The 23291-nt window shown below is 68.8% G+C and carries 23 protein-coding genes; 8 read left to right on the top strand and 15 right to left on the bottom strand.

Annotated elements, in window-relative coordinates:
• Window positions 1-65 precede the first annotated feature (65 nt).
• Entirely contained in the window at window positions 66-569 is a 504-nt protein-coding gene (locus MZV50_RS16000; RefSeq protein ID WP_252630292.1) for a DUF2141 domain-containing protein, read from the top strand.
• On the opposite strand, the gene MZV50_RS15995 is transcribed toward MZV50_RS16000, so the two are convergent.
• Entirely contained in the window at window positions 559-1461 is a 903-nt protein-coding gene (locus MZV50_RS15995) for a metallophosphoesterase family protein (RefSeq protein ID WP_252630291.1), read from the bottom strand. The two genes, MZV50_RS16000 and MZV50_RS15995, sit on opposite strands and share 11 nt — an antisense overlap.
• Before the next feature lie 158 nt (window positions 1462-1619).
• Here MZV50_RS15995 and MZV50_RS15990 point away from each other — a divergent pair, with 158 nt between their 5' ends.
• From MZV50_RS15990 to MZV50_RS15980, 3 genes are read left to right on the top strand one after another with little or no spacing between them, the layout of a single operon-like run.
• Window positions 1620-2678 carry a CDP-alcohol phosphatidyltransferase family protein gene (locus MZV50_RS15990; RefSeq protein ID WP_252630289.1) on the top strand — a complete coding sequence of 353 codons (1059 nt, stop codon included), beginning with the start codon at window positions 1620-1622 and terminating at the stop codon, window positions 2676-2678.
• Window positions 2597-3592: a diacylglycerol/lipid kinase family protein gene (locus tag MZV50_RS15985; RefSeq protein ID WP_252630288.1), complete on the top strand. Its 996-nt coding sequence runs from the start codon at window positions 2597-2599 to the stop codon at window positions 3590-3592. The genes MZV50_RS15990 and MZV50_RS15985 overlap by 82 nt, the downstream gene beginning before the upstream one ends.
• On the top strand, window positions 3589-4476 hold the full coding sequence (locus MZV50_RS15980; protein WP_252630286.1) for a hypothetical protein: 888 nt from the start codon (window positions 3589-3591) through the stop codon (window positions 4474-4476). Before MZV50_RS15985 ends, MZV50_RS15980 begins: the two co-directional genes overlap by 4 nt.
• Before the next feature lie 73 nt (window positions 4477-4549).
• Here MZV50_RS15980 and spt read toward each other — a convergent pair whose 3' ends face one another.
• The 7 genes from spt to lptC form a co-directional block, all read right to left on the bottom strand.
• Window positions 4550-5764 carry a serine palmitoyltransferase gene (spt, locus tag MZV50_RS15975; protein ID WP_223390487.1) on the bottom strand — a complete coding sequence of 405 codons (1215 nt, stop codon included), beginning with the start codon at window positions 5762-5764 and terminating at the stop codon, window positions 4550-4552.
• A gap of 3 nt (window positions 5765-5767) precedes the next feature.
• Entirely contained in the window at window positions 5768-6019 is a 252-nt protein-coding gene (locus MZV50_RS15970) for an acyl carrier protein (protein WP_252630285.1), read from the bottom strand.
• A 78-nt stretch (window positions 6020-6097) separates the two neighbouring features.
• Complete coding sequence (cerR, locus tag MZV50_RS15965; protein ID WP_252630284.1) at window positions 6098-7045, bottom strand: ceramide reductase; 948 nt, start codon at window positions 7043-7045, stop codon at window positions 6098-6100.
• Window positions 7035-8765, bottom strand: coding sequence for a fatty acyl-AMP ligase (locus MZV50_RS15960; RefSeq protein ID WP_252630282.1), 1731 nt, complete (start codon window positions 8763-8765; stop codon window positions 7035-7037). Before MZV50_RS15960 ends, cerR begins: the two co-directional genes overlap by 11 nt.
• Window positions 8728-10131 carry a lipopolysaccharide biosynthesis protein gene (locus MZV50_RS15955; RefSeq protein ID WP_252630281.1) on the bottom strand — a complete coding sequence of 468 codons (1404 nt, stop codon included), beginning with the start codon at window positions 10129-10131 and terminating at the stop codon, window positions 8728-8730. The genes MZV50_RS15960 and MZV50_RS15955 overlap by 38 nt, the downstream gene beginning before the upstream one ends.
• A complete protein-coding gene (locus MZV50_RS15950; protein WP_252630279.1) occupies window positions 10128-11255 on the bottom strand; it encodes a glycerophosphotransferase in 1128 nt (375 codons plus the stop codon). Before MZV50_RS15950 ends, MZV50_RS15955 begins: the two co-directional genes overlap by 4 nt.
• Before the next feature lies 1 nt (window position 11256).
• Window positions 11257-11889, bottom strand: coding sequence for an LPS export ABC transporter periplasmic protein LptC (gene lptC, locus MZV50_RS15945; RefSeq protein ID WP_252630278.1), 633 nt, complete (start codon window positions 11887-11889; stop codon window positions 11257-11259).
• 175 nt (window positions 11890-12064) lie between these two features.
• Between lptC and MZV50_RS15940 the strand changes: the two genes are divergently transcribed.
• The 3 genes from MZV50_RS15940 (at window position 12065) to egtB (ending at window position 16246) form a co-directional block, all read left to right on the top strand.
• Window positions 12065-13129, top strand: a complete 1065-nt coding sequence (locus MZV50_RS15940; RefSeq protein WP_252630276.1) for an LLM class flavin-dependent oxidoreductase — start codon at window positions 12065-12067, stop codon at window positions 13127-13129.
• Window positions 13126-13749, top strand: a complete 624-nt coding sequence (locus tag MZV50_RS15935; RefSeq protein ID WP_252630275.1) for a cysteine hydrolase family protein — start codon at window positions 13126-13128, stop codon at window positions 13747-13749. The genes MZV50_RS15940 and MZV50_RS15935 overlap by 4 nt, the downstream gene beginning before the upstream one ends.
• Window positions 13750-14083: 334 nt before the next feature.
• On the top strand, window positions 14084-16246 hold the full coding sequence (gene egtB, locus MZV50_RS15930) for an ergothioneine biosynthesis protein EgtB (RefSeq protein WP_252630273.1): 2163 nt from the start codon (window positions 14084-14086) through the stop codon (window positions 16244-16246).
• Between the two features lie 87 nt (window positions 16247-16333).
• On the opposite strand, the gene MZV50_RS15925 is transcribed toward egtB, so the two are convergent.
• Together MZV50_RS15925 and MZV50_RS15920 are read right to left on the bottom strand one after the other, a co-directional pair.
• Entirely contained in the window at window positions 16334-16540 is a 207-nt protein-coding gene (locus tag MZV50_RS15925; RefSeq protein WP_223390477.1) for a general stress protein, read from the bottom strand.
• Between the two features lie 44 nt (window positions 16541-16584).
• The gene (locus tag MZV50_RS15920; protein ID WP_252630271.1) at window positions 16585-16716 is read right to left on the bottom strand and encodes a hypothetical protein; all 132 of its coding nucleotides are present in this window, start codon (window positions 16714-16716) and stop codon (window positions 16585-16587) included.
• Between the two features lie 118 nt (window positions 16717-16834).
• Between MZV50_RS15920 and MZV50_RS15915 the strand changes: the two genes are divergently transcribed.
• Window positions 16835-17503, top strand: a complete 669-nt coding sequence (locus MZV50_RS15915; RefSeq protein WP_252630269.1) for a DUF1345 domain-containing protein — start codon at window positions 16835-16837, stop codon at window positions 17501-17503.
• Window position 17504: 1 nt separating this feature from the next.
• On the opposite strand, the gene MZV50_RS15910 is transcribed toward MZV50_RS15915, so the two are convergent.
• The 5 genes from MZV50_RS15910 to MZV50_RS15890 form a co-directional block, all read right to left on the bottom strand.
• The gene (locus MZV50_RS15910; protein ID WP_252630268.1) at window positions 17505-18302 is read right to left on the bottom strand and encodes a hypothetical protein; all 798 of its coding nucleotides are present in this window, start codon (window positions 18300-18302) and stop codon (window positions 17505-17507) included.
• Between the two features lie 164 nt (window positions 18303-18466).
• Window positions 18467-19870 carry an ATP-binding protein gene (locus tag MZV50_RS15905; RefSeq protein WP_252630267.1) on the bottom strand — a complete coding sequence of 468 codons (1404 nt, stop codon included), beginning with the start codon at window positions 19868-19870 and terminating at the stop codon, window positions 18467-18469.
• Window positions 19867-20646, bottom strand: coding sequence for a response regulator (locus MZV50_RS15900; protein WP_252630265.1), 780 nt, complete (start codon window positions 20644-20646; stop codon window positions 19867-19869). Before MZV50_RS15900 ends, MZV50_RS15905 begins: the two co-directional genes overlap by 4 nt.
• Window positions 20647-20837: 191 nt before the next feature.
• On the bottom strand, window positions 20838-21563 hold the full coding sequence (locus MZV50_RS15895; protein ID WP_252630264.1) for an MBL fold metallo-hydrolase: 726 nt from the start codon (window positions 21561-21563) through the stop codon (window positions 20838-20840).
• Between the two features lie 91 nt (window positions 21564-21654).
• The gene (locus MZV50_RS15890; RefSeq protein ID WP_252630263.1) at window positions 21655-23220 is read right to left on the bottom strand and encodes an amino acid permease; all 1566 of its coding nucleotides are present in this window, start codon (window positions 23218-23220) and stop codon (window positions 21655-21657) included.
• Between the last annotated feature and the right edge of the window lie 71 nt (window positions 23221-23291).

The following is a 23291-nucleotide window of genomic DNA, read 5'->3' as shown; positions in this document are numbered from 1 at the left end:
AAAGCCGGAACTCTAGGCTGATGTCGCCTGCGCGGAACAGTAACAATAGGGATACGGCCTTTTACATGGAAGCACGATCCGTCCTGATCGGCATGGTGTTCGCGGGACTGGCGATGGCGGGAACCGCCCACGCCCAGGGCGCGGCGCGCGCGCTGACGGACAAGGAGTGCGTGGGACGCAAGACCGCCACCCGGCTCAACGTGCAGGTCGGCGCCCTGCGCTCCGACGCCGGCAATGTCGTGATCACGGTCTATCCCGGCGATCCCAGCCGCTTCATGGCGCCGCGCGGCAAGCTGGCGCGCGCCAAGATCAAGACCTCGGCCCCGATGAGCCAGGCCTGCTTCTTCCTGCCATCGCCGGCCGACGCCTATGCGGTGGTCGTCTATCACGACGCCGATGGCGATGGTGATTTGGATCGCAGCCCGGCGGGCATGCCGATCGAGGGCTATGGCTTCTCGAACGATGCGCCAACCAAGTTCGGCGCGCCGTCGTTCGACGCGGTGCGCTTTGGCGTCAAGCCGGTGGGCGAGACGACCATCCGGGTCAAGGTGCGCTACCCTACGAAGTGACGTCCGCCAGGCGGTAGCGGCCCAGTTCCATCATGCCTTCGCGCCCGGGCTCGAGGCCCCGCGCCACGATTCGGACCTGACGCTCGCCCTCGGGCCTGTCCTCGATCTCGATGGTGTGCCAGCGGGCCGGTGAATGGCCGCCCGGCCGCGCCGAGGCGGATGGAACGCCCAGCACCGGGATGACCGACCCCTGGGGGCCAGGCACGGAGCCGACCAGCGATTCGTGGGCGTGGCCGTGCAGCACGAGATCCGCGCCGCGCCTGGCGAGGATGGCCCGCAGGGCCTCCTGGTCCTCCAGCGCCTTGCGCTTGGACACCGCGCCCTTGTGCGGCGGATGGTGCAGCACGATCAGGCGGAAGAGGCCCGCATAGGCGGGATCGGCCAACAGGGCGTCCAGGCGCTGGAGTTGCTGCTCGCCCAGCCGGCCGGTGGCCAGGTGCGGCGCGGTGCGAACGGCCGAGCACAGATTGAAGATCGCCACGGGGCCGCGCACCCGCACCTGCGGGAAACGGGTCTCGTCCGTGTCGCCCAACCAGGGCGTCCAGACCGCGAAGCGCTCGTCTTCATCCGGGCCGGCCAAGGCGTCATGGTTTCCGGGACTGACGGTGAAGTCCGCGGGCTTTCCCAACGATTCCAGCCAGGTCCGCGCCGCCGCGATTTCCGTACGCGAAGCAAAGTTGGTGAGATCGCCGCTGATCACCACATGATCGGGGGCGGCGGCCCGTACGTCGGCGACCAGAGCGGCCAAGATCTCGGGCCGATGGACCTTGCGCTTGCGACGCCAGGCGATGCGGCTGAGCAGGCGCTTGGTGAAGACGTCCTTCCACCCGAACGCGCCCGGCGGCGGCGGCAGGTGGGGGTCCGAAAGGTGTGCGATGCGATATATGGACAAGACGGTTCGGGTCGTTCTGGTCGAAACGGGCGAAGCTGCTTATCAATCGCCTCGGATTTCAAAAGGTATATCTTCCTTTGAGCGCTGAAACACAAACTGGAGCCGCGCCGGGGCCGCGGGCCCTGACCGTGGGGCAGGCCGGCGGGCGCATCTGGGGCATGACCTCCGCCGAGCGTCTCTCGCGGATCTATCGGCGCCTGGGCCTGATCGAAACGCCGGCCGTGGACCTGTCGAACGCCGTGGTGGCCGTCGACGCCGGCTGGGTGTTCGACGAGTCGCTGATCAAGGCGCTGGCGGGCCGCCAGGGCGCGGTGCTGGTCGACGAGACCGGTCGCGCCGTGGCCGTGCACGCTCCGGCCGATATCGCCTATGCCGCTTCCGAGGCCCTGGCGGCCGGCCAGGACCCGACGGGCCTGGATCCGCGCCTGACGCGCCTGACCGCGCTGGAGTTGGGCTCGGCCTACAACAGCGCCCTGCGCAAGCGCGAGCCGCCGGTGCTGGAACGCCTGACGCCGGAAACCGTCCGCGCGGTCGAGGCGCGCCTGTTCCAGGGCTCGTACAAGGGCGTCACCGACCTCGTCACCAAATACGTCTGGCCGACGCCGGCGCGGATCGTCACCCGCTGGGCGGCGATCGCCAGGATGACGCCGAACCAGGTGACCTTCATCGGCTTCCTGCTGACCCTGGCCGCCACCTGGCTGTTCTGGCAGGGCCAGTTCGGCTGGGGCCTGGTCTGCGCCTGGATCATGACCTTCCTTGACACCGTCGATGGCAAGCTGGCCCGCGTGACCCTGACCTCGTCCAAGTGGGGCAACGTCTTCGACCACGGCATCGACCTGCTGCATCCGCCGTTCTGGTGGTGGGCCTGGTTCATGGGCGTCTATGCGGTCGGCCAGTCGATTCCCTATGCCGGCCTCAGCCTGGCCATCGTCATCGGCGGCTATGTCGCCCAGCGGGTGGAGGAGGGGATCTTCCTGTCCCTGTTCAAGCTGGAGATGCACGCCTGGCGGCCGTTCGACAGCTTCTTCCGGCTGATCACGGCCCGCCGAAACCCGAACCTGATCCTGATGACCGCCTGCGTGCTCGTGGGACGTCCGGACGTCGGCTTCACCCTGGTGGCGGTCTGGACCGCGCTGTGCTTCATCGTGCACGCCGTCCAGATCCTGCAGGGCCTGGCCGCGCCCAAGGGCTCCATCACATCCTGGCTGGCGAAATGACGCGCATAGGGGTCGTCCGCAATCCGAAGAGCCATGGCAACCGGGCCAACCCGCCTGGTCCGCCGCCCGAGGGCGTGCGCCTGGTTGAGCCCTTCGGACGCGACGCCCTGAGGACCGACTTGGAAGAGTTCGCCCGCGACGGCCTGGACCTGCTGGTCATCGACGGCGGCGACGGCACGGTGCGCGACGTCATCAGCCTGCTGCCCCATACCTTCGGCGAGGACCTGCCGCTGCTGGCGGTGCTGCCGTCGGGCAAGACCAACGTGCTGGCCATCGATCTGGGCACGCCCAGTGACTGGCGGCTGGAGGAGGCCCTGCTGGCCGCCCGTCGGACCGAACCGCGCATCAAGTCGCGCCCGCCGCTACGCATCAGCTGGGTCGACGGCCATCGCCCGTGCCTGCAGGGCTTCTTCTTTGGCGTGGGCGCGCTGGTGAAGGCGACGAACCTGTCCCAGAAGGTCCACAAGGTCGGCTTCTTCCACAATCTGGCTGTCGGCGTGACGATCGCCACCGCCACCCTGGGGGCGCTGTTCGGCGGAACCCGCGACGAGTGGCGCGAAGGCGTCCCGGCCAGGCTGACCTTCGACGGCGAGGCCCAGCCGGGCGAGGAGCGCTTCGCGATCGTGGCCACGGCGCTGAAGCGTCTGCCGTTCGGCCTCAAGCCGTTCGGCCCGCCGCGCGAGGGGTTGAAGATCCTGGACGTCGACGCGCCGCCCCGGCGGCTGCTGAAAGCTCTGCCTCTGGTCCTGAGCGGCAAGGCCGAGCCCCAGCTCGAAGGCCTGGGCTATCGCCGGCGCGATCCCAACGTCGTTGGCCTGGACGGCGGCGCGCCGTTCGTCCTGGACGGCGAGGTGTTCGAGGGCGGCGAGCTGACGATCGGTCTCGGGCCGGCCCTGAGGTTCCTGGTCGGATGAGCCGCCTGCGCGACCTGGTCGCGGCCGAGCTGTCCACGTCGACCCCCGCGCCGATCACCGCCTTCGCCGAGCACCTGACGACGGTCTTTCCAAGCGCGCGGGCCGTCCTGTTCTATGGCTCGATCCTGCGCACCGGCGATCTGTCGGGGGTGCTGGACTATTACGTGCTGACCGAACGGCCGCCGGCCGGCTGGCGGGGATTCTTCACGCGGATCCTGTGGCCGGACGTCAGCTATCACGAGATGACGCACGAGGGGCGGACCCTGCGGGCCAAGGTCGCCTCGATGACGCTGGGCCAGTTCGAACGCGCCGCCGCCGGGACGACCAAGGACACCACCATCTGGGCTCGTTTCGTCCAGCCCTGCGCGCTCATCTGGGCCGACCGGGACGCGCGTCAGGCGGTGATCGACGCCGTCACCGACGCCTGCCGCACGGCGGGCCGCTTCGCCATCGCCCTGGGCCCCGTCAGGGGCTCGCCGCACGCCCTGTGGACGGCGCTGTTCCGCGAGACCTACAAGGCTGAACTGCGCGTCGAGAAGGCGGGCAGGGAGGTCTCGATCCTGACCTTCGACCCGCTGCGCTACGACCACGTCATGGAGGCCGTCCAGGCCGACGAGGGCGGGGCCATGACCGAGGAAGAGCGAGCCCGTCTGAAGAAGGCCTGGAGCGTGCGCAGGCTGCTGGGCAAGCCGCTGAACGTGGCGCGCCTGATGAAGGCGGCCTTCACCTTCCAGGGCGCGTCCCGCTACGCGGCCTGGAAGATCGAGCGTCATACCGGCGTGCCGGTCGAGGTCACGCCCTGGCGCGAGCGGCACCCGATCCTGTCGGCTCCGGCGGTGCTGCTGAAGGTCTGGAAGAACCGGCGCCGACAATCCTCCCCCTAGAGGGCGAGGATCGGACAAACCAAAACGCCCGGGCGATGAGCCCGGGCGTCTTCGTTCAGAAAAGTGAGCGCTATCAGGCGCGGGCGCGCTTGAGCGGCTCGATCACGCCCAGGGCCGCGCCGATTTCGGCGAAGGCGCCCAGGACGGCGTCGATCTGCTCGTCGGTGTGAGCGGCGCTGACGCTGGCGCGCAGCAGCGGACGGCTGTCGGGCGTGGCGGGCGGCAGGGCCAGGTTCAGGTAGACGCCGGCCTGCAGCAGGCCGTTCCACATGGCGATGGCGCGTTCCTGGTCCGGGATGGTCGTGGCGACCACCGGGCTGGCCGTCGGGCCGGTGTGGAAGCCCATGGCCGTCAGGCCGTCGTACAGGCGCTTGGCGTTGCGGTTCAGGCGGTCGCGCAGCTGCGGCTGCTCGATCATGCGACGCAGGGCAGTGATGGTCGAGGCGACCACAGCCGGCGGCAGCGAGGCGGTGAACATGTAGGGGCGGCAGACGACGCGCATGACGTCGAAGTCGTCCAGGTTCGAGACGCAGAAGCCGCCGATGGCGCCCAGGCTCTTGGAGAAGGTGCCGACGATGAAGTCGACGTCGTCTTCCACGCCGGCCGCTTCGGCCAGGCCGCGGCCCGTGGCGCCCAGGACGCCCATCGAGTGGGCCTCGTCGACCAGCAGGTAGCCGCCCAGCTCGCGCTTCACGGCGGCGATTTCCTTCAGCGGCGCGACGTCGCCGATCATCGAATAGACGCCTTCGACCACGATCAGGCGCTCACCGGGCGCGTCGCCCAGGCGGCGCAGGCGCTTGGCCAGGTCTTCGGGGTCGTTGTGGCGGAAGCGGATGACTTCGGCGTGGCCGAGACGCGAGCCGTCGTAGATCGAGGCGTGGCTGTCGGCGTCGAGGATCAGGTGGTCGCCGCGACCGACCAGGGTCGACAGCACGCCCAGATTGGCCTGGTAGCCGGTCGTGAAGACCATAGCGTGCTTGCGGCCGTAGAACTTGGCCAGCTCCTGTTCGAGCTCGACGTGAGCCTCGAACGAGCCGTTGGCGATGCGGGAACCGGTGGTGCCGGTGCCACGTTCCTGCACGGCTTTGACGGAGGCGGCGATGGCCTCTTCGTCGAAGGTCAGGCCCAGATAGTTGTTGGTGCCCAGCAGGATGGTCGGGCGACCCTCCACGACGCCTTCGGTCGGCGAGGTCACGGCGTCGAAGCGAACCTTGAAGGGGTCGGCGCCGGCGTCTTGGATGGCCTTGTACGCATCGCGATAGGCCAGGTGCTTATCAAACAGCCCCATTAGTTAAGCCCTAGTCCGGAGATCGTTGATCAGTTTGGAAAGGTCGCCCACGGTTTCGACGGAAGCGAGGCGATCGAGTGGTATGGAGATGTCGAAGGTGTCTTCGAGCTCCATGATGATGTTCATGAGGGCAAGGGAGTCCACGGCGAGGTCACGGCCGATATGCGACTCGGAACGCACCTCTACAGGCCGTCCCAGAACCTTGCTCGCAGCCACCCCGATCTCGCGCAAGCTGAGATCCGTCACCGTATCCATTCTAAATCAAACCTCCGGGGAGCCCCACCCGTGACACTACTGTAACGGCGAGTCTGTCAGATTTCCGCCATATTCAAACTAGGCGCCGATATTTTTGGGCAACCAACCCTGTGTCCGATACCAATCGACGGTATGTGCGAACCCGTCGATCAAGCCGAACACGCTGGGTACTCCCTCCGACATCGGAGCGCTAGATAGTGACCAATTCGCGTGAAGCAACTCCCTGGCCTTGCCTGAACCGAACACCAGGGGGGTTCGGGAGGCCAAAGACCAAGCGTCCGCTAGGGTTCCGGCCAGTGTCAGGACGCCGTCCGGAAGCCTTACTAGGCGCGGCTTCGCGCCCATGGTCGCGCCAGCGGCGCTCATGATTTCCGTCCAAGTGTAACCGTCGCGCCGCACATCAGATAACTCTACCAGACCCGAAACAGGGTTTTTGCACAAGTTCGCAAGCTGAGCTGCTGCGTCATGGACGTGGATCATAGCGACCCGCGCGTCCGGGGAAAGTACGGGCAGAATCGGGCTTTTTGCCGCCAGTTCGAACAAGGCCAGGGTTTCGGTGTCGCCGGGGCCATAGATGGCCGGCGGCCGCACGATCAGCGCCTCGGGAAAAGCCTCGCGCGTTGCGTCCTCGCCGGCGCGCTTGCTGGTGGCGTAGTTCGAGAGCGCCGGCTCGCGGGCGGCGAGGCTGGAGACCAGGATGAAGCGCGCTTCGGAAGCCTTGGCGGCCAGGGCGGCGGCGCGGGCGCCGTCACGGTTGACGGCGTTGAAGCCCTCGAGTGAGGCGGCCTTGATCAGGCCGGCCACATGGACGACGACCTCCGCGCCCCCGCAGAGACGGTCCAGCGCGCCCGGGGTCTTCAGATCGCCCGTGACGACCTCGACCTCGAGGTCGCGCCAGAGGGGATGGATCGGATCGCGGCGCACCAGGACGCGGGGCGTCCAGCCGTCCCGGGCCAGGGCCTGGACCAGATGACGACCCAGGAAGCCCGTCGCCCCGGTGACCGCGACGATCCGTCTAGTCGCCATAGGTCCCGGCCAGATAGGCGGTCTTGGCCTTCGAACGGCTCAGCTTGCCGGACGAGGTCTGCGGCAGGGCGTGGGCGCCCACCAGCTTGACCTTGGCCTCGACCCCGTGGCGGGTGCGCAGCAGGGTGGTGACCTGCTCGACCAAGGCCGCGCGGCTGTCGGCGTCGCCGCCGCGCGCCTGGACCAGGACCACGATCTGGTCTTCCGGCTCGGCGGGGATGGCGAAGGCGCAGACGTCGCCGCTACGCAGGCCGTCGATCTCGTGATCCGCCGTCCATTCAAGGTCTTGCGGCCAGATGTTGCGGCCGTTCAGGATGATCAGATCCTTGGCGCGGCCGGTGATGACGATCTCGCCCTCGATCTTGAAGCCGATGTCGCCGGTGTCCAGCCAGCCGTCGGCCGACAGCACGCGGGCCGTCTCTTCCGGATTGGCGAAATAGCCGCTCATCACCGAGGGGCCCTTAGCGAAGATGCGGCCGACGCCGCGCTCGGGCAGGACGGCGCCGCTCTCGTCGCGCACGTCGAGGAAGTGGTGGGGCAGGGCCGGGCCGCAGCGGGCGAAGTCGCGGGCGCGGTCCGAACCTTCAGGCGCATCGACGGCCAGATTGTCACGCTCCAGGCGCTCGACGTCCAGGGTCTCGGCCCGCAGACCCTTGCCCAGCGGGGCCATGGAGAGGGCCAGGGTCGCCTCGGCCATGCCGTAGCTGGCCACGAAGGCCTTGTCCGAGAAGCCGGCCGGGCCGAACGCCTCGACGAAGGCCTTCAGCGGCGGCATGCGGATCATGTCGCCGCCCAGGCCGGCCTGGCGCCAGTGGCTGAGATCGTAGCTCTCGAGCGACTGGCCCTGAACCCGGCGGGCGCAAAGCTCGTAGCCGAAGGTGGGGCTGTAGGCGGTGGTGGCCTTGTTGCGCGAGATCAGGTCGATCCACAGCAGCGGGCGGCGGACGAAGGCGCCGGTGGGCAGCAGGTCGACCGACATCTGGCAGCTCAGCGGGGCCAGCAGGAAGCCGATCAGGCCCATGTCGTGATAGAGCGGCAGCCACGAGATGGCGCGGTCGCTGGGCACGACCTGCAGGCCGTCGCGCGTGATCGCCACGCAGTTGGCCATCAGGGCCTTGTGCAAAACGAGGACGCCCGTCGGCGTGCGGGTGCTGCCCGACGAGAACTGCAGGTAACAGGGGCTTTCCGGCGCGATGGCCGGCAGGGCCGCGCCGCCATTTTCATTGGCGTCTTCCGGCAGGTCGGCCAGGACGCCGGCGAAGTCCAGGCCCGCGGCCTCGCCGATCTCGGCCACCCAGTCCTTGAGGCCCACGGGGCCGATCAGAATTCTGGCCTTGGCCGAGGTGGTCAGGTTCTTGATCTGCTCGATATAGGCCGCACGGCCGCCCAGCGGGGTCGGCAGGGCCAGCGGCGCGGGCAAGAGGCCCGCGTACTGGCAGGCGAAGAAGGCGCGGACGAAGTCGCCGTCGGTCTCGGCCAGCAGGGCCACGCTGTCGCCGACCTTGGCCCCCGTGGCCAGCAGGCGGCGGGCCAGCACCTGGGCGTCCTCGCGCAGCTTGGCGTAGGAGATGGCCTCGACCAGCTCGCCGCGCAGCGAATAGAGGTTGATCCCCGTCTCGCCTGTCGCGGCGAAGTCGAGGGCCTGGGTCAGGGTCGGGAAGTCGGCGAACCGAACGGTGCGGTCAGACGCCGTGGGCGTGATCATAACTTGGGCCTTCATCGTCTTTGGTCGTGCGCGCGGAGTCTTCCTCCGCCGCGAGTCGGGCGAGCCTGCGGCGCGCCATGAAATACATGCCGATCCCCATTCCCAAAGCGGCCGCGACCAGCGCGGCGCCCGCGCCGGTCAGGCCGAAGGTGTTGATCAGCGGTCCCAGGGCCGCGAGATAGGCGATGACCACGACAAGGCGCACGGTCAAGGCCGATCCCGCCGCGCGCATCGACACGAGCATGGGTTCGAGCGGCAGGGTCATCACCCCGATGGCGGCGGCGGCGACCTGCCAGTTCATCACCCCGGCGGCCGCGCCATACCCCGGACCGACAACCTTTTCCAGGATCCAGTAGCCCGCCAGAAGGCTGACCAGCAGCAGGACGCCGGCCGCCGCGCCGCCGATCAGGGCGATCTGAACGGCCAGCTTGTTCATCGCCTGCTGGCTGCCGGCGGCGCGCATCTTGGCCAGTTCGGGGTAGAGGGCGGGCACCATCAGCCGCGCGGGCTTGGCCATGCCGTCGGCCACTTGCTTGCCGATCCGCCACGAGGCGGCCTGGGCCGGGCCCAGCATCGCGCCGACGATCATGGTCAGCACGTGGGTGAAGCCGACGTCCAGCGTGCCGGAGAAATTGGTGGCCAGGGCGAAGCGCCAGACGCCAGGCAGGTCCTGGCTGGTTGGTCCGATCAGGCTGAAGCCCCGCAGCAACCCGCGCCGCTTGAGGTCCCAGAAGGCGATGGCGGCGATATAGGCGAACGAGGCGAAGGTCCCGGCCGCCCAGGCCAGCAGGAAATAGGGCAGGGGCGCGTGGGTGAAGGCGCAGATCGCGCAGCCGACCATGCGCACGAACGAGCTGATCGCCTGTTCGGCGGCCAGGAAACGGAAGCGATCGAACAGGCGCAGCAGGCCCACGCCAGTGGCCGAGGTCATTACGCCGATCGACAGGGCGTACAGCGCGCCGTAGCCGTTCGTGCCCTCGGGCCAGCGTAGCTCCTGCCAGAAGAACCAGGCTCCCAGCACGCCCAGGATCACGCCCAGCACGCCGCTGATCAGGTCCAGAAGCATCGACAGGCGCAGCACCTGCTGGAAGCGGCGCTTGTCGTCGTCCAGCAGCGGCGCGGCGCCATAGGTGATCAGGGTCTGCCACGACTGGAAGTGCGCGGCCTCCCCCAGGAACTGGGCGAAGGCGTTGATCAGCACCAGCACGCCGGCGGCTTCCTTGCCCAGGCTGCGGTAGGTGAGGGCGATATAGGCCAGCCCCACCACCGCGTTGACCACGCGCCCGCTCAGCAGTTGGCCGGCGTTGGCCAGCACCTTCTTGAGCGGCGAGACGGGCTTGGTCCCTGGGGGCGCGAGATCTGGCGGCGCGGCGTCGCTCATGCCGCGCTTTCCAACTTGTCGACGATGGCGCGGGCCGCGCGCACCGAGGCGGGGATGTTGCTGACGTCGAAGGTTTCGGCGATGCCCTGGGCCTGGGCTTCGCGATAGTCACCATGGGTGGCGAAGGCGCCGTCCAGCCCTTCGCCCAGCGCTTCGACCGTCTCCAGCACCGGACCGTAGAGCCAGTGGTGAAAGCTGGGATCGCCGCGCCAGCGGGCGCCGCTGGCGTTGAGGAAGAGGCACGGCTTGGGCGTGCGCAGGAACTCGTAGACCTGGCTGGAGACGTCGCCCAGATAGAGGTCGGCGGCCTTGGTATAGGTCATGTCCGCCGCCGCCGGCCCGCCCAGGTCGACATGGATGCGCGGGTTCTCGGCGAACACCTTGAAGGCCGCGCGTTCGTCCATGGTGGCGGTTTCGAACAGGCGGATGTGTGGGGCGAAGATCAGGTTGTAGCGGTCGTTGGCCGCGAAGAACTCCAGCACCTGCTTGCCCCACTTGGGCCAGGAGCCGAGCTCGGCGTGGAAGTGGGGGTTGTACAGCACCACAGGGCCCGGGCGCTCGAAGCGCGGCAGGGCCCGGGGCGGCAGCTCGTCGACCAGATCGAACTTGGGGTAGCCGACCATGGCGCAGGTCTCTTCGGTGACCCAGCCCTCGCTCAGCATCCGGTCGCGCTGCTTGCGGCCGGCGGCCATGACCAGGTCGAACAGCTTCAGGCGCGGCTCGAACGGGCCCTCGCGGTCGCCGGCGCCGTGCTGGGTGTAGACCAGCAGCGGATGGCGGACGCCGATGCGACGGAGCAGGGCGGTGGTCCGCTCGGGTGTGATCACCGCGTCGTAACGCGCCAGGCGCAGCGCGTTGGCGATCAGCATCGGCGTCTTGGGCGGAGCGCCGCCGCCACCCAGGCGGCGCAGCCAGGCCGGAGGCAGCAGGACCAGCGTGATCGGCGCGCCGCCCAGCTCGGCGATCAGGCCGGCGACATAGTCGATCAGCTCAGGCGTGGTCGCGGCGATCTCGACCTTGATGGCCGGCCAGCGTCGAGCCATGGCGACGGCCACCGACAGGCTGTGCCAGACCTGATGGTGTTGCGCGATATAGAGGAAGCAGACGCGTTTGGCGGCGGCCACGTCAGCGCTGCCGCTCCAGCCGGGTGCGGACGCGGCCGTTCAGCACGACGCGGTCGCCCTTGTCGGTGACGTTGTAGCTGTTGGCCTGGGTGCTGCCCTTGGGGCCGTTGCCCGCGATGCCGGAGTCGCCGCTGACCTCGCCCGTGCGCATGTCGATCAGGGCCCGGGGGGCGTCGAAGTCGTAGCCCTCGGCGCTGGTGATCTTCACGTCGTCGGTCAACAGCAGCGTGTGTTCGGCTTCGCGGTAGATCCCCGTCTTGGCCGTCGCCTGGCTGGGATTGGGCGCGCCGTAGCCGCGCACCAGCACGGGCGTGGTCAGGCGCACCAGGTTCTGGTCCTTGGCGTCGCGCTCGGCGTTGTCGGCGGTGATCAGGAACGCGCGGCCATCCTTCAGCACGCCGGTGAAGCGCGGCTTGTTCAGCAGCAGGGGCGTGTTGGCCGCCTGGGTCTGGGTCTTGTTCGAGGCGAAGCTGCGCAGCGAGGCCTGGCCGACCACGGCCACGCCGATGCCGATCGCGAAGACGGCCAGGACCAGGCGCAGTCGACGGACCGGCGCCCGGCGACGATTGCGGGCCCGTTCCGCGGCGCTTTCAACGAGGGGGACGGCGGAGACGCCATCGGTCTGGGTGAGCATTTGGGGAATGGATAGTCCTACGTCGCCTTTCGCCCAAGGCCTTTGTTTTCCGGTGCGGGATCCTGGCGCGGATAAGTGGCTTGCAGATGGCGGTGGTTGACGCCGCTTCAAGTGCGGTTGTCCGCTCACGCGAAGCGCGTGATCCTCGCGTTGGCGCCGTGATAGGATCCGCGACATGTTCCACAGACCCTCGCAACACAAGGATTTCGGCGTCTTTCTGCCCGTGGCCAACGGCGGCTGGATCGTTTCCAGGACCACGCCCACGCTGGATGGCCTCTACGCCCAGAACCGCGCGGCGGCGATCAAGGCCGACCAGGTCGGCATGGATTTCGTGATGTCGATGGGCAAGTTCCGGGGTTTCGGCGGCGAGACCGACCACTGGGGAACCTCGCTCGAGTCGGTGACTCTGATGGCGGCCATCGCCGAAGCGACCAAGACCGTCCGCATCTGGGCCACGGTGCACCCGCTGCTGCAGAATCCGGCCGTGGCGGCCAAGATGATCGCCACCCTCGACCATATCAGCGGCGGCCGGGCGGGGCTGAACATCGTGGCCGGCGCCTACAAGGCCGAGTTCGACCAGATGAGCGCCTGGGACGATTCGCTGTCCCACGACGACCGCTATGGCCTGGCCGAGGAGTGGACGACCATCGTCAAGCGCCTGTGGTCCGAGGACAGCGTCGACTTCGCCGGCAAGTACTTCACGATGAGGGACTGCCAGTCCAAGCCCAAGCCGCTGTCCAGGCCCCGCCCGGAGCTGATCTGCGCGGGCATGAGCGATCGGGGCTTCCAGTTTTCGGTGCGCGAGGCCGACGCCTGCTTCATCGGCGGCCGCTCGCGCGAAGACCACCGCGAAGCCTCCCGCCGGGCCAAGGCGCTGGCGCGTGACCTGGGCAAGACGATCCGCACCTACGCCATGTGCACGATCGTCCACGCCGAGAGCGACGCCGGGGCCGAGGCGCTGATGCGCCGTTACGCCGAGGGGGCGGACATCGGCGCGATACTGGCCATGCTGGCCAACTGGGGCGTGCCCGCCGACCGTCTGCAGGCCGTGGCCGAGAAGCAGGGCGCGTTCATGACCGAGACGATCGTCGGCTCGCCGGCCACCTGCCGCGAGAAGGTCGAGGCGTTCATGACCGACTGCGAGCTGGACGGGCTGATGCTGATCTTCCCCGACTATGTGGAAGGCCTGGCGATGTTCGGCGACGAGATCCTGCCGGCGCTGCGGTCGGTGTTCGCGTGAGCCTGGAGACCTGGATCGCGCCCCAGCGCACGGCGCTTGTGATCATCGACATGCAGGTCGACTTCGCCTCGCCGGAAGGCCTGTCCGGCCAATGGGGCCTGGACCTCTCGACCGTGCCGGCGGCCTTGGTGGCGGCCGAGCGGCTCGTCGAGGCGGCGCGCGGGGGCGGGGTTCCGGTGGTGTTCGTGGGTCTCCTCACCACGGACGAGAGCGACTCCGCCGTCTGGAACGAGCGCAGCCGTCGCCGAGGCCTCGATCCGGACGAGGGGCCGGCGCTGTGTCGTGCGGGTTCGCCGGGCAGCGCCTTCGTCGGTCCTCGCCCCGCGCCGGGCGAGCCGGTCTTTCGAAAGACGCGCTACAGCCCCTTCTGGGACACGGACATCGATGCGGTGTTGAAGGGGATGGGCGTCGACACCCTGTTGCTGGCGGGCCTGACCACCGAGTGCTGCGTCGACAGCACGGCGCGAGACGCGTTCAACCACGACTATCATGTCTTCGTCGCCGTCGACGCCTGCGCGGCCTATGAGCCCGATCTGCATGCGGTGGCGCTGAAGACGCTGGACCTGAACACCGCGATCCTGACCGACGCGACCAGCGTCGTCGCCGCATGGCGCGCCTAGGCGGCTGGGGATCTGAAGGCCTGGATGGTCTGGAAAAGGGTGGGATGGCCGGTCGGAGCTGCTCAATTCTCCGACCGGCAGGCCCGTCGGCGGTAAGGGGCAACCGACGTCCTCCGATAGTGAGACGTTGTCGCGAACGGCCGCCCTCCAGCGCGACGGGGCCTGAAAACTCAAATCGGGTTATTTTGATCGCGAACCTTGCGAGCGGGCTCCTGACACAACGTGGCAGCAAGGCGTGACGGCCCGGCTTGCAACCGGGGATCGGAACACCGAAGTTCCGGAGACGTTGTCGTCGCTCGGACTGAACCACGGTCCCGCTCGACCAGGAGGGCCCATGACCCCGGACGATCTGCCCGTAATGGAACTCCTGGACGCGTCGGTCGACGCGCTGGCCGACCGCTATCGCCGCGTGCGGCGCCGGACCGAGGTCCTGGCCGCGCCCCTGTCGCCCGAGGACCAGGCGGCCCAGTCCATGCCGGACGCCAGTCCGACCAAATGGCACCGGGGCCATACGACCTGGTTCTTCGAGACCTTCCTGCTGACGCCCTTTCTGCCGGGCTACGCGGTCTACGACGCCAGCTACGGCTATCTGTTCAACTCGTACTACGAGGCCGTGGGTCCTCGGCAGCCGCGTCCGCAACGCGGGCTGCTGACCCGGCCGTCGACGCAGGACGTGGGCGCCTATCGCGCCCATGTCGACGCGGCCATGGCGCGCCTCCTGGAAGGACCGCTGACGCCCGAAATCCGCGAGCGCATGGACCTGGGGCTGGCGCATGAGGAGCAGCACCAGGAGCTGATCCTGATGGACATCCTGCACCTGTTCGCCCAGTCGCCGCTGAGCCCGGCCTATCAGCCCGGCGCCGCTGCGCCGCGGCCGGACGCGGGGCCGCAACGTTTTCACCGCTTCGCCGGCGGCCTGGTCGAGATCGGAGCCTGCGCCAGCATCTTCGCGTTCGACAACGAGCGTCCGCGCCACAAGACCTACGTCGCCCCGTTCCGCCTGGCTGATCGTCTGGTGACCAACGGCGAGTGGCTGGCCTTCATCGAGGCCGGCGGCTATGGCCGCGCCGATCTTTGGCTCTCCGAGGGCTGGGCCAAGGTCAAGGAGGAGGGCTGGGAAGCGCCCGGCTACTGGCGGCGTGACGAAAGCGGCGCGTGGACCACCATGACCCTGCGCGGTCGCCATCCGGTCGACCCGAACGCGCCGGTCGTCCATCTCAGCTATTACGAGGCCGCCGCCTACGCCGCCTGGGCGGGCCGCCGCCTGCCGACCGAGGCGGAGTGGGAGGCCGCGGCCACGGCCACCGGCATGACGGCCCTTCGCCAACTCTATGGCGCGGCCTGGCAATGGACCGCCAGCGCCTACGGCGCCTATCCAGGCTTCCGCCCGGGGCCGGGCGCGCTGGGCGAGTACAATGGCAAGTTCATGGTCAGCCAGATGACGCTGCGCGGCGGCTGCGAGGCCACGCCGCCAGGCCACACGCGGGCGACCTATCGCAACTTCTTCCATCCCGGCAGCCGCTGGATGTTCGCCGGCCTGCGACTCGCGGACGACGACCGCCTGGCCGAGGTGACGCCCGAGAACACCTTCCTGGGCGAGGTGATCGCCGGCCTGTCGGCCAGTCCCAAGACCCTGCCGGCCAAGTACTTCTACGACGCCGAGGGCTCGCGCCTGTTCGAGGCGATCTGCGAACTGCCGGAATACTACCTGACCCGCACCGAGACGGCGCTGCTGCGCCAGATCGCGCCGGAGATCGCCCAGCGCATTCCCGCCGACGCGGTCTTGGTCGAGTTCGGCAGCGGGGCCAGCACCAAGACCCGCATCGTGCTGGACGCCGCGCCTCAGATCGCCGTCTACGCCCCGATCGACATCAGCCCGACGGCGCTGGACGAGGCCGCCGCCAGCCTGCGCCAGGACTATCCCGATCTGGCCGTCGCGCCGCTGGTCGAGGATTTCACCAAGGCGATCGCGCTGCCCGAAGGCGCCAAGGGCCACACGCCCGTCGGCTTCTTCCCTGGCTCGACGATCGGCAACTTCGCGCCGGACGAGGCCGAGGCGCTGCTGCGTCAGGCCAGGACCCTGCTGGGCGAGGGCTCGCTGTTCATCGTCGGCGCGGACGTGGCCAAGGATCCCGCCGTGCTGATCCCGGCCTATGACGACGCGCAGGGCGTGACGGCGGCCTTCAACCGCAACGTCCTCGTCCACATCAACCGCGAACTGGGCGGGACCTTCGATCCCATGGCCTTCGCGCACAAGGCGGTATGGAACGCCCAGGAAAGCCGGGTCGAGATGCATCTGGAAAGCACCCGCGACCAGATCGTCATGGTCGGCGATCATGGCTTCCGGTTCGCCGCCGGCGAGACCATCCACACCGAGAACTCTTACAAGTATCCGGCCGAGGCCTTCGAGACGATCGCCGCGCGGGCCGGCTGGACGCTGGTCCAGCGCTGGGTCAGCGAGGATCCGGCCTTCGCGATCTACGCCCTCACGGCCTGACCGGGCCGGTCACGCACACACACGAAAACGCGCCGGTTCCGAAACCTCGGGACCGGCGCGCCTCTCGGATCTTAATCCGTTGATCGCCTAAAGGGCGCGATCGCCGGGGCGACCGCCGCGCGAGGACGAACCGCCCTTGCGGCCAGCATTCGCCGCCAAATCGCGATCCTTGGCGAAGCTGCGCTTTTCGCTGGGCACGCTAGCTCCGCCCTTCCTGGCGATTTCGCGGCGGCGTTCCGGGTCCATGGCGGCGAAACCGCGACGACCGCGGGGACGTTCGCTATCGATGTCCATGTGGGGCTCCTAGTCGGACAGGTCACAAAGCGGTACGAGCGAGATCAGGCGTCATAGGGACGGTCGTCCCCTGGATCGACCGGCGACGAGGGAGGGGGCTCCTCGACGGGCGTGACACCGGGCTCGTACTCGGGCGGTTTGGGCTCGGGCGGCGGCGGGGCGTCTGGGTCGGTCACTGGCGTCGTTTCCTGCGCGTTCCGGTGAAGTAACCAGTGAAGTCGCTTTCGGTTCACCATGAGATCGCACTAATTACGCCGCACCGGGATAGACCGGCCTTCGAGGAGTCGTGTGAGAATGACCCGTAAGACCAAGCAGATGGTCGATCGCGCCGCTTCGCATTGGCGTCTGGCGGCCGGTTTGGCGGCTGGGATCATCGCCTGGATCGCGGCGAAATGTTTGGGCGCGCCGCGTGGCGCGCACCTGTTGCTGGGCTGGGACTGCGCCGCGAGTGTCTATTTGCTGACCACGTGGCGGCTATTCTTGAAGGCCGACGAGGCCGAGGTCCGTTCGCGCGCCGCGCGGGAGGACGAGGGCGTGCCCGTTTTGCTGCTGATCGTGCTGGCCGCCATCCTCGCCAGTTTGGCGGCGGTGGTCGACGCCATGATCTTCGCGCGCAGCGCCAGCAGCCAGGCCAAGGCCTTCATCGCCGTCTGCGCCGGGGTGACCCTGGTGCTGTCGTGGCTGGTGCTGCAGTCAGTGTTCGTCCTGCACTACGCCCATCGCCACTTTGGCGACGGCAAGAGGAAGGGCGGCATCCAGTTTCCCGGCGAGCAGCCCAACAGCTACATGGACTTCGCCTATCTGGCGTTCAGCGTGGGGGCGACTTTCCAGGTCTCCGACAACAGCATCCTGACGTCCAAGCTGCGCCGACTGGTCACCGCCCATGCGGCCACGGCCTATTTCTACAACACCGCCATCCTGGCGCTGGGCATCAACATCATCGCCAGCCTGGTCGGCGGCTAGCCTAGCCCGGACGGCCGCCGCCCATCCCGCCGCCGTGACCGCCGCCGCGTCGTCCGCGACCCATGCCGCCGCCCTTACCCTTGCCCTGGCCGCCGGGGCGGAAGCCCGTCTGGGCAGGGGTCTTGGGCAACTCCTCGAACTTCAGAAACCCGTCCTTGTCGGTGTCGAGCAGGGCGAAGCGGGTCTTGGCGGCCTTGATCGCCTCGTCCTTGGTGATGCGGCGGTCGAAATTGCCGTCCGAGGCCATCACCGGCTCTGGCTCGGCGATCAGGCCGAACAGGGCAGCGCCCTGCAGGACGTTGGTGACCTGCTGGCGCCGGCGCGGGGCCGCGTCGTCACCGTCGCCCCCATCTCCACCGGGACCTTGACCCATCGGGCCGCGCCGCATCGCGCCGCCCGGCGACGGCAGGCCGATGATCTCGGGCGCGATGCGCGTCTCGTAGTTCGAGACCTCGAAGCCGTCGATGACGCCGTTCTTGTCGGTGTCGACCACGGCGAAGAAGCGCAGGGAGTCGGCCACGAACTCGTCGCGGCTCAGCGCGCCGTCGTGATTGGCGTCGGCGCCGTCGAACCAGGCTCGGACGGGGTAGGGCGCGCCCGGCGCGGCGCGGAACGGCTCGCCGGCGGGACTGATGAACAGCTGCGGACCGCCGCCCATCGCGCCCGGGCCATGCTCGCCCGGAGGACCGCCGTGTCCGCCGGGACCACCCGGCCCGCCAGGACCGTCCGGCGGCCCGCTGGCGCAGGCGGCGAGGGTGGCGGAGAGGACGGCGGTCAGGCCGAGCGAGCGAAGTTTCATGCGCGGGGATCTCCAAGCAGTCCCGCTTTGAAGCGTGGCCGGATTGCCGCGCGATGTCAGGCGCGGCCCTGGGCCTTGCGGCGCGGCAACAATCGCCGCCGTTCCGCCGCAATGGCCGCCCGAAGCTTGCCGTCGGATATCGCGGGCGTGCCTCGCGGCCAGGATCAGGCCGGAAGCCGAACGCAGGCGCGCAGGCCGCCGCTGGGGAGATTGTGCAGCGTGACGTCGCCGCCGTGGGCGCGGGCCAGCGAGCGGACGACCGCCAGGCCCAGGCCGATGCCGCCCGTCTCGCGGTTGCGCGAGGGCTCGCCGCGATAGAACGGCTCGAACACCCGCTCCAATTCCCCCGTGGATACGCCCGGACCATTGTCGTCGATCTCGACGATCGCCATGCCGTCCTCGGCATAGACCCGGCCACGCGCCGCGCCGCCGTACTTCAGGGCGTTTTCGACCAGGTTGGAGACCATGCGCTTCAGGCCGATGGGGTCGCCCTCGATGATCACCTTCTCGGCCTGTTCGACGGTGGCGTCGCGACCGGTTTCCGCCGCTTCGTCCATCACGCTTTCCAGCAGAGAGGACAGCTCCAGCCGGGTGCGTTCGGCCGGGCGGCTGGTGTCGCGCACGAAACCCAGGGTCGCCGAGATCATCGCCTCCATCTGGTCGATGTCGGCGGCCAGCTTGGCGCGAACGTCGTCGGGCGTGGCCTCGATGCGGAACTTCAGGCGGGTCAGCGGCGTGCGCAGGTCATGGGCGATGGCCCCGACCATGGCCGTGCGGTCCTCGACGTAGCGGCGCAGGCGTTCCTGCATGTTGTTGAAGGCGGTGGCGGCGGCCACCACCTCGCCGGACCCCGAGATGTTCAGCGGCGGCGTGCGCGGATCCTTGCCCAGCCGCTCGGCGGCGTCGGCGAAGGCCGTGATCGGCTGGGCCAGGCGGCGGGCGAACAGCCACGCCAGCGGCGTGACGGCGGCGACCGAAAGCAAGAGGATCAGCAGGACGCGCTGTTGCCAGCTGTCGAAGCGGAAGGTCGGCTTGGGCTCGACCACCAGCCAGTGGCCGTCGCTCTGGCGTACGCCCAGCTTGAAGTCGCCGAAGATCAGCGGCTCGTCCTTGCCCCGGGGCGGACCGTCGGGGCCGCCAGGACCCCGGGCGAAGGGTTCGCGCGGCGGCCCGGTGCGCGGGCCATCGTCGCGCGCTTTCGGCGGCGTCACTGGCGTCCGGCGGACGAAGAAGCGCGGACCGTTGTCGATCTGCAGCTCCACCCGGCCGATGGGGACGTCGATCGCCCGGCTGATCTCGCTCTTGAAATCCGTCCGGCGCGGACTGTCGGGACCGATGGCGCGGACCGAGCCGTGGCGCTTGACCACCAGCAGGCGACCGTCGCGCGGCTGCACCGGCTGGCCCGACTTGATGGCCCGCGCGATCTCGCTGGCGCGATAGAATTCGGGCGGCGGCGGCGGCAGGTTGAAGATGACCGCGATCGAGATCAGCTGGGCCGCCACCAGGGTGACGATGACGAGGCCCAGCGCCTGGACGAACAGCGGCGCGCCGCGCCGGAACGGAGTCATGGGGTGCGGACGACCTTGGCGGTGAACATGTAGCCTTCGCTGCGGATCGTGCGGATCAGCTCGCTGCCGCCGCCATCGTCCAGCTTGCGGCGCAGGCGGCTGATCTGGACGTCTATGGCGCGGTCGTAGGCGTCGCTGTCGCGACCGCGGGCCAGGTCCAGCAGCTGGTCGCGGGTCAGCACCCGCTGCGGGCGCTCGACGAAGGCGCGCAGCAACGAGAACTCGCCGCTGGACAGATTGACGACCACCGACTGGGGCGAGCGCAGTTCGCGGCGCACCAAGTCCAGGCGCCAGCCGGCGAACTCGCAGGCCGCGCCCATGGCGTCGTCGACGGCGCGGGGCTCCTGGCGGCGGCGCAGCACGGCGCGGACGCGGGCCAGCAGCTCGCGGGGATTGCAGGGCTTGGGCAGGTAGTCGTCGGCGCCCAGCTCCAGGCCGACGATGCGGTCGGTTTCCTCGCCCATGGCCGAGAGCATGATGATCGCCGGACCGTCGCTGGCGGCGGACAGGCGGCGGCAGATGGCCAGGCCGTCCTCGCCGGGCAGCATGACGTCCAGCACGATCAGGTCGATCGGGCCGCGCGCCAGGACCTGCTCCATGGTGCGGGCGTCCTGGGCGGTCTCCACCGCGTAGCCGTGGCGCGTGAGGAAGTCGGAGACGACGTCGCGGATGCCCGGATCGTCATCGACGATCAGGATACGCGGAGCCGCGCCGCGCGGGGTGTCGAGGTCGCCTTGGGCCGTGGTCCCTGGGACGGTGTTCTGGACATTTTCCATTCGATGTTCCTGTCACGCCCCCGTCACGGTCAGATTTCACTTCTGAAACAGCGACGCAACCCAGTCGTGCGATCCGATGTCGCACCGGCGGGCCGCTTTCCCCCACCCGAGCGGGTCGCTGGCGTGAGGTCCGGTCTGTTCCAGCCCCCTGGAGCCGATCGGGCCTCGATGACCCCGGAATGGGGCCTTTCTCAGCCCGGCGAGTGGTTCTTCGGCGCCTGATAGGCCGAACCCTGGGCCTGCATCGCCGCGACCACGCGGTCCCCCACGAACGGATTGCTCCGCCGCTCGGCCCCGAAGGTCGACATCGCGCCGTGGCCGGGCACGAAGCGCACGTCCTCGCCCAGGGGCCAAAGCTTCTGGGTGATCGAGTCGATCAGGTCCTGGTGGTTGCCCAGCGGGAAGTCGGTCCGTCCGATTGAGCCCTGGAACAGCACGTCGCCGACCTGGGCGAACTTGGTCTCGCGATGGAAGAACACCACGTGGCCGGGCGTGTGGCCGGGGCAGTGGAACACTTCGAATTCGGTCTCGCCCAGGGTGACCTTGTCGCCGTCCTTCAGCCAGCGGTCGGTGACGAAGATCCGGGCCTCGGGCATGCCGTACTGCTCGCCGCTCTGCTGGATGCGGTCGATCCAGAACTGGTCGTCCTCGTGCGGGCCCTCGATCGGGACGCCGGTGCGGACCTTCAGCTCGGCCGCGCCGCCGGCGTGGTCCATGTGGCCATGGGTGATCCAGATCTTCTCCAGCGTCAGGCCCTTGTCGGCGATGGCCTTGAGCAGGCGGTCGACCTCGCCGCCCGGATCGATGATCGCGGCCTTCATCGTCTTGGTGCACCAGACGATCGTGCAGTTCTGCTGCAGCGGGGTGACCGGTGCGATCACGGCGGCGATGGGCATCGGCGAGGGGGCTTGGGTCATCGGGGCGACCTCCCAAAGAAAAGGGCGGGCAAAAGAAAGGGCGGGAGCCGAAGCGCCCGCCCTTTCCGACCTAACGGCTATCCGCCGAAGATCAAGAACGCTCTTCCTTGGAGCCCGGCGCCGGGGCACCCGGCATCGGCGGAACACCGGTGGCCGGCGCGTTCGGGTCGAGCTCGGGGACCTCGTCCACGCCCTTGCGGACGCCCGAGTTCCAGAAGCCGAACGAGAAGTAGACGACCAGGCCGATCGCCGACCAGATCGGGAACAGCACCTTGGCGTCATGCGGCAGGAACATGAACAGCACGATCGTGCCGGCGGCCGCGATCGGCGCGATGATCCAGACCAGCGGCGTCCTGAACGGACGGGGACGGTTCGGCTGCTTGACGCGCAGGATCATCACCGCGATCGCCACCATCAGGAAGGCGAACAGGGTGCCCGAGTTAGAGATGTCGGCCAGCTTGCCCACCGGTAGGAAGGCGGCGGCCAGGGTGACGCCCACGCCCGTGATCATGGTCACGATGTGCGGCGTCTTGAACTTCGGGTGGACCTTCGAGAGGACGCCCGGCAGCAGGCCGTCGCGCGACATCACGAAGAAGATGCGGGTCTGGCCGTAGATCATCATCAGTATGACCGAGGGCAGGGCGATGCCGGCGGCGATGCCGAGCATGTTACCGACGGCCGGGTGGCCGATCTGGCGCAGGACGTGGGCCAGGGCCTCACGCGAGCAGACCAGCGGCATGTCACCGGCGGCGCTGAGGGTGGAGCACTGGTCGGCCAGGGCCTTGGAGCCGGGCGCCAGGATCTCGCCCGCCGGGCCGAAGACCGGTTGCGCGCCATAGGCGCCGATCGCGCCGGCGGCGACCAGCAGGTAGAAGATGGTGCAGATGACCAGCGAGCCGATCAGGCCGATCGGGATGTTGCGCTGCGGGTTCTTGGTCTCCTCGGCGGCCGTGGAGACGGCGTCGAAGCCGACATAGGCGAAGAAGATCGAGGCGGCGGCGCCGATCACGCCCGGCGTGCCCAGCGGCGCGAAGGGGTGGAAGTTCTTGTCGTTGATGACCGGCAGGGCCAGGGCGATGAAGGCGACCAGGGCCGCGACCTTGATGGTCACGAGCACGGCGTTGACGGTGGCGCTCTCGGTGGTGCCCAGGATCAGCAGGCCGGTGACGGCCAGCGAGATGATGATGGCCGGAAGGTTGACGATGCCGCCCGCGATGTAGGGGCCCGAGGTCAGGGCCACCGGCAGGGTGACATGCAGCGAGTGCTCGATCAGGCCGACGACATAGCCCGACCAGCCCACGGCCACGGCCGAGGCGGCCACCGCGTATTCCAAGATCAGGGCCCAGCCGACCAGCCAAGCGACGAATTCGCCCAGCACGGCGTAAGAGTAGGTGTAGGCGGAACCGGCGACGGGAACCATCGAGGCCAGTTCGGCGTAGCACAGGGCGGCCACGGCGCAGACGACACCGGCGATGACGAAGGCCAGCATCATGCCCGGACCGGCCTTCTGGGCCGCCTCGGCCGTCAGAACGAAGATACCGGTGCCGATGATCCCGCCGATGCCCAGCATGGTCAGCTGGAAGGCGCCGAGCGAACGGTGAAGGGATTTTTTCTCAGCCGTCGCTAGGATCGCATCAAGCGATTTTACGCGCCACATAGTTCCTCCTGGATAGGCAAGACTCCCCCCAGGGGTCGCCTTTGGAAAATTTTGCGGACCGTGACCCGTTT

This window comes from Caulobacter segnis (genome assembly GCF_023935105.1).
Lineage (GTDB): Bacteria > Pseudomonadota > Alphaproteobacteria > Caulobacterales > Caulobacteraceae > Caulobacter > Caulobacter segnis_B.
The sequence above is the reverse complement of the archived record's forward strand: the minus strand, read 5'-3'. Positions and strand labels throughout refer to the sequence as shown.

Bases quoted from the DNA above. Each gene is read 5' to 3' on its own strand.
- MZV50_RS16000 (WP_252630292.1), top strand. From the start codon at position 66: ATGGAAGCACGATCCGTCCTGATCGGCATGGTGTTCGCGGGACTGGCG.
- MZV50_RS15990 (WP_252630289.1), top strand. From the start codon at position 1,620: ATGACCTCCGCCGAGCGTCTCTCGCGGATCTATCGGCGCCTGGGCCTG.
- MZV50_RS15980 (WP_252630286.1), top strand. From the start codon at position 3,589: ATGAGCCGCCTGCGCGACCTGGTCGCGGCCGAGCTGTCCACGTCGACC.
- spt (WP_223390487.1), bottom strand. From the start codon at position 5,764: ATGGGGCTGTTTGATAAGCACCTGGCCTATCGCGATGCGTACAAGGCC.
- MZV50_RS15970 (WP_252630285.1), bottom strand. From the start codon at position 6,019: ATGGATACGGTGACGGATCTCAGCTTGCGCGAGATCGGGGTGGCTGCG.
- cerR (WP_252630284.1), bottom strand. From the start codon at position 7,045: ATGGCGACTAGACGGATCGTCGCGGTCACCGGGGCGACGGGCTTCCTG.
- MZV50_RS15960 (WP_252630282.1), bottom strand. From the start codon at position 8,765: ATGAAGGCCCAAGTTATGATCACGCCCACGGCGTCTGACCGCACCGTT.
- MZV50_RS15955 (WP_252630281.1), bottom strand. From the start codon at position 10,131: ATGAGCGACGCCGCGCCGCCAGATCTCGCGCCCCCAGGGACCAAGCCC.
- lptC (WP_252630278.1), bottom strand. From the start codon at position 11,889: ATGCTCACCCAGACCGATGGCGTCTCCGCCGTCCCCCTCGTTGAAAGC.
- MZV50_RS15940 (WP_252630276.1), top strand. From the start codon at position 12,065: ATGTTCCACAGACCCTCGCAACACAAGGATTTCGGCGTCTTTCTGCCC.
- egtB (WP_252630273.1), top strand. From the start codon at position 14,084: ATGACCCCGGACGATCTGCCCGTAATGGAACTCCTGGACGCGTCGGTC.
- MZV50_RS15925 (WP_223390477.1), bottom strand. From the start codon at position 16,540: ATGGACATCGATAGCGAACGTCCCCGCGGTCGTCGCGGTTTCGCCGCC.
- MZV50_RS15915 (WP_252630269.1), top strand. From the start codon at position 16,835: ATGACCCGTAAGACCAAGCAGATGGTCGATCGCGCCGCTTCGCATTGG.
- MZV50_RS15910 (WP_252630268.1), bottom strand. From the start codon at position 18,302: ATGAAACTTCGCTCGCTCGGCCTGACCGCCGTCCTCTCCGCCACCCTC.
- MZV50_RS15905 (WP_252630267.1), bottom strand. From the start codon at position 19,870: ATGACTCCGTTCCGGCGCGGCGCGCCGCTGTTCGTCCAGGCGCTGGGC.
- MZV50_RS15900 (WP_252630265.1), bottom strand. From the start codon at position 20,646: ATGGAAAATGTCCAGAACACCGTCCCAGGGACCACGGCCCAAGGCGAC.
- MZV50_RS15895 (WP_252630264.1), bottom strand. From the start codon at position 21,563: ATGACCCAAGCCCCCTCGCCGATGCCCATCGCCGCCGTGATCGCACCG.
- MZV50_RS15890 (WP_252630263.1), bottom strand. From the start codon at position 23,220: ATGTGGCGCGTAAAATCGCTTGATGCGATCCTAGCGACGGCTGAGAAA.